The following is a 4,329-nucleotide window of genomic DNA, read 5'->3' as shown; positions in this document are numbered from 1 at the left end:
ACGCCAAGCCGAAGGCGCTCATCACCGAGTACCCCCTGTGGCGTTCCCTGGCCCAGGCCGGTCGGGCGGCGTTTCAGGGCCTTGTGGTCATGGTCAGCGAGGCGCCCGCGATGGCCGACCTGGCAAGCGCCGGCCGCTGGGAAGACAAGGTCGCGACGGATTTCCGCTACGTAGAGCGCGGGCGGCGCGACACTGCCTGCATCGTGTACTCGTCGGGCACGGGCGGCACTCCGAAAGGCTGCATGCTGACGCACGACAGCTACCTCACACAGGCGCAAGCTCTAGGGCGCATGTACCCGATGCAGGAGAGCGATCGCTACCTGTCGATTCTGCCGACGAACCATGCCATCGACTTCATGTGCGGCATGATCGTGCCCTTTCTGTTCGGCGCTGCAGTCGTTCACCAGCGCACCTTGAGGCCCGAGTTCGTGACGTTGACGCTCAAGCGCTGTCGCATCACGCACATGGCCCTGGTACCGCGGATTCTGACGGCGCTGCAGGAGCGCATTCGTCTCAAGCTGGACGGGTTGCCGGCATGGCAGCGGTCGCTCCTGGAGGGTCTGCTCGAGCTCAACGACCTGGCTACGGCGCGCGGTCCCCGGCCCGAGCTGTCCCGTTTCTTGCTCAAGCCCATTCACGATGAGTTTGGCGGCGCGCTCAGGCTGATTTTTTGCGGCGGCGCCTTTGTGGCTCCCAAGAGCGCGGAGTTCTTCTACCGACTCGGCATACCCGTGGTTATCGGGTACGGTCTGACCGAGGCCTGTGCGGTGGTTACGCTCAACGATCTGAGCCCTTTTCGTGCGAACACGGTGGGCAAACCCGTCGACGGCGTCGAGGTCGCGCTGCGGAACCAGGACGAACGTGGAGTCGGTGAGGTCTGCGTGCGGGGTCCGGCTCTGATGAGCGGCTACCTGGACGCGCCGGATCTGACCGAGCGCACGCTGATACGCGGTTGGCTCAAGACAGGCGACCTCGGCAGCTTCGACGCCGCAGGACACCTGCGCTTGCTCGGACGTGCCAAAGACATGATCGTGACCCAGGGCGGCAAGAACGTGTACCCCGAGGACGTCGAGGCGAGCTTCGACGGTTTGCCCGGCTGCCTGGAGCATTGCGTGTACGCGGCTCAGTACCTGTGGCCCAGCGGGAATCTAAGTGACGATCGGCTGCTGATAATCCTGCGGCCGGAAGGCACGCGGCTCACTCCCTCGACCGTCGAGGAGCTGCGCAGACGCAACCGCGGGCTCCTAGAGCACAAGCGTGTAGCGGGCTACGTGCCCTGGGTCGCGGAGTTCCCCCGCACGGCGTCGTTGAAGATCAAGCGACACGAGCTCGCACGCGTGCTGCGGGAGCAACTGGACAGCGATGCTGTCGCGACGCTGGAGAAGCGCTTACGGAACGCCTCGTAGCCATAGTGAACCCCGCGGCCGGCGGGGGACGCTGCGGCCGGCTCGCGGACCAAGGGTTGGCTCGCCTGCAGGCGGCAGGGCTGTGTGTGGAATCACGGTACACATGCGCGCCAGGGGACGCCGTGGCGCTGGCAGCCGATGCCTATGCGTCGGGATGCCGTGATTTCGTTGCGGTGGGAGGTGACGGGACCGCCTACGAGGTCGTAAACGGGATTTTCAAGCACAGGCGACCCGACGATCACGCCTCGCTCGGCTTCTTGCCGATGGGGACGGGAAACTCGTTCTTGCGCGACTTCATGGACAGCGGCACCGAGGGTGCGATCGAAGCGCTGGCGAGCGGCCGCCGGCGAGGCTGCGACGTGATCCGACTCACCCATCGTGACGGAGTGCTGCATTTCATAAATATCCTGAGCCTGGGTTTTGTGGCTCGGGTGTGCGAGCTGACGAATCGACGTTTCAAGCTGTTCGGGCCGGCCGGCTACGCCCTCGGAGTCGCCGGCGCCTTGCTCGGGCTGCGGCCCTACCAGCTACGCATGCGAGCGGATGGCCACGATCTGCCTCGGCCCACGACCTTCGTGTCGGTAAGCAACAGCCGCTTCACCGGCGGCAAGATGATGATGGCTCCCGCGGCGGACACGGGCGATGGTTTGGCGGACGTGATCTCGGTCGGGAAACTAGGCAGATTGGCGCTGCTCAAGACGTTTCCCTGTATCTATGCCGGCACGCACATCCGGCACCCCGCCGTCGCAACCGAGCGGGTCCACAGCATAGAGTTCGACACAGACGAGGAGACGGACCTCATGATCGATGGAGAAGTTCTCAGGCACGTTCCCAAGCGACTGGACGTGCTGCCTGGAGCACTCCAGGTTCGGGTCTAAGGGCCCTAAGGGCCCTAAAGGCCATCTGACGATCGGAGCACGTGGTGGGTCATACGAGCACGGATGGACGCAGTCAGCGGGCCGAGGCAAAGCGTCAGGCGCGGCGCGCTCAGATGCTGCGAGCGGCGGAGGCCCTGTTCAGCAGCCGCGGCTACTACGCAACATCCGTGGCGGATGTGATCGAAGCCGCGCAGGTGTCGAGGGGTACTTTCTACCTGTACTTCGATAGTAAAGAGACACTATTTCACGAACTGGTAGACGAGTTCGTCGCGCGCATCACCAGTGTGGTCAGGATCGTCGACCCGGCAGCTCCGGATCCCACGCAGCAAATCTACGAGAACATCCGGCGCGTGGTGGATGTCATGTTCGACAACCGCGAGCTGGCTATTCTTGTCTTGAGACAGGCTGCGGGCGTGGACCCGCGAATCGATGACAAGATCGATGGCCTGCACCGATTCATGCATGAAATGGTGGCCGGCGCGCTGGCCAACGGCGCAACCTGGGGCATTACGCGTCCCGTCAACGATCGGATCGTTGCCACCGCGTTGGTTGGATCGGTGAGCCAGGTGTTCCTGCAGTACGGAGCGAGCCAAGAGGTCGACGTTGCAGGTCGTGAGGCGATCGCACGTGCCTTGTTTGACTTGTGCTTGCGCGGACTCTTGGCGAATCGATGACCGCGGGCGCGTGAACGTCGACGATGATCGTGTTTTCTTGGCTTTGGTCCCTGCTCGCCTGGCCTACGGCTTTCCTGTGGCTGATCTTGGTATGGGTGGCGTGCTTCGTGTGGTCACGTTTCGTGCCCCCGCACCGCTTTCAGCATACCTGGCCGGCCAGCGCGGTTTCTTGGATCCTCTATCTGAGCGGCAGCCGGCTCAGGCTGCATTACCATCCTGCGTATGATCCGAAACGCCTCGGTGTGTACTGCCAGAATCACACCAGCATGATGGATGGGCCTGTGGCACTGGCGGCCATTCCGGTGCCCTTTTGCGGCGTGGAGAACAGGGCCCACTTTCGACTTCCGGGCTATGGCTGGCTGATGAGCCTGGCAGGTGGGATCCCGGTGCCCAAGAAGGCGGGAGGTCGCCTGCTGGGTATCATGGAGGTCGCTTCACGCAGGGTGGCGTTGGGCTGCTCGATCCTGGCCTTCCCCGAGGGTGGGCGTACCATCGACGGCAGCGTGCGTCCCTTTCATCGCGGCGCGTTCTTCTTGGCGCGGCATTTGGGGGCACCTATAGTGCCCGTGGCCGTCCGGGGACTGCGACGGGTCCTACCCAAGGGGGCGTTCGTGCTACGGCCGGCACCGATCGTCGACGTCTACGTGGGGCCGCAGATTGAGACGAAGCGCTTGAGCGATGAGCAACTGGTTCGAATCGCCGAGGGGGTACGGCAGATGATCATCGCCTACGTGGAACGCGGCGAAATGCTCTCGCATGTAAGCCCCGCTCGCTGGCAGGTCCCCGAACCGTCCCCCGCGGGCTTGTCCGCCCATGCAGCGGCTGCGAACGAACGAGCGGCAGACTAGTTTACATCGTGCAGTCCTGCCGACCCAACGTGTGCAGTGGTGGGAAATCGTGTTTGCTTTTATATCAGGATCGCACAGTGCAAACGTATCCCGTGCCGCTGCGCGCTGACGGCAGGCAATACCGGTAGAGCTCGGTCAGCTCGGGGTCCGGACGAAACAGGTGGGTCCGGCGCAGCGTGCGGCGCGTGACCATCACGGTCATTCCAGGGACGATGTAGCGTGGTTGCGTCATGCTTCGCACACCGCACCAAGCGTGCCGGACACCACCGCAGCTCATTTCGCACACTTACGCTACCGGTGGTGGCGAAAGTGCCGGCGCACGCCGGCGGACGCCAACTCGGGTCGGGCCGGCCGGCCGGCCGTCGTCAAACCCAACGTGGCGGAAAAGGGACTGGAGCCGCCGCCCGGTCCACCGAAGAGCCGCGAAGGCGCTGTCGTCGTCGAGAGCCGAACGTAGGGTATCCAACGTGCTGTCGATGTGGGCAGGGAGTTCCCGGAGCAGCTCATCGAAAGCGGGGATCTT

At 64.0% G+C, this 4,329-nt stretch carries 6 protein-coding genes; 4 read left to right on the top strand and 2 right to left on the bottom strand.

The features are described from left to right. The 4 genes from MJD61_13645 to MJD61_13630 all read left to right on the top strand — a co-directional run. A partial coding sequence (locus MJD61_13645; protein ID MCG8556315.1) for an AMP-binding protein occupies positions 1 to 1,406 on the top strand: 1,406 nt, incomplete at its 5' end. A 5-nt stretch (positions 1,407 to 1,411) separates the two neighbouring features. Continuing rightward, positions 1,412 to 2,284, top strand: a complete 873-nt coding sequence (locus MJD61_13640) for a YegS/Rv2252/BmrU family lipid kinase (GenBank protein MCG8556314.1) — start codon at positions 1,412 to 1,414, stop codon at positions 2,282 to 2,284. A 44-nt stretch (positions 2,285 to 2,328) separates the two neighbouring features. Then, positions 2,329 to 2,958 carry a TetR/AcrR family transcriptional regulator gene (locus tag MJD61_13635; protein MCG8556313.1) on the top strand — a complete coding sequence of 210 codons (630 nt, stop codon included), beginning with the start codon at positions 2,329 to 2,331 and terminating at the stop codon, positions 2,956 to 2,958. Positions 2,959 to 2,981: 23 nt separating this feature from the next. Continuing rightward, on the top strand, positions 2,982 to 3,806 hold the full coding sequence (locus MJD61_13630; protein MCG8556312.1) for a 1-acyl-sn-glycerol-3-phosphate acyltransferase: 825 nt from the start codon (positions 2,982 to 2,984) through the stop codon (positions 3,804 to 3,806). Between the two features lie 64 nt (positions 3,807 to 3,870). Here MJD61_13630 and MJD61_13625 read toward each other — a convergent pair whose 3' ends face one another. Further along, positions 3,871 to 4,038, bottom strand: a complete 168-nt coding sequence (locus tag MJD61_13625) for a hypothetical protein (protein MCG8556311.1) — start codon at positions 4,036 to 4,038, stop codon at positions 3,871 to 3,873. Positions 4,039 to 4,092: 54 nt separating this feature from the next. After that, positions 4,093 to 4,329 (bottom strand): hypothetical protein (locus tag MJD61_13620; GenBank protein MCG8556310.1); only part of this gene is annotated, 237 nt, incomplete at its 5' end.

Source organism: Pseudomonadota bacterium (assembly GCA_022361155.1).
GTDB lineage: Bacteria > Myxococcota_A > Polyangia > Polyangiales > JAKSBK01 > JAKSBK01.
Note: the sequence above shows the minus strand (reverse complement) of the source record. Positions and strands in the feature narration are given on the sequence as shown.

Coding starts and splice junctions, on each gene's coding strand:
- MJD61_13630 (MCG8556312.1), top strand. CDS start 2,982: ATGATCGTGTTTTCTTGGCTTTGGTCCCTGCTCGCCTGGCCTACGGCT.
- MJD61_13625 (MCG8556311.1), bottom strand. CDS start 4,038: ATGACGCAACCACGCTACATCGTCCCTGGAATGACCGTGATGGTCACG.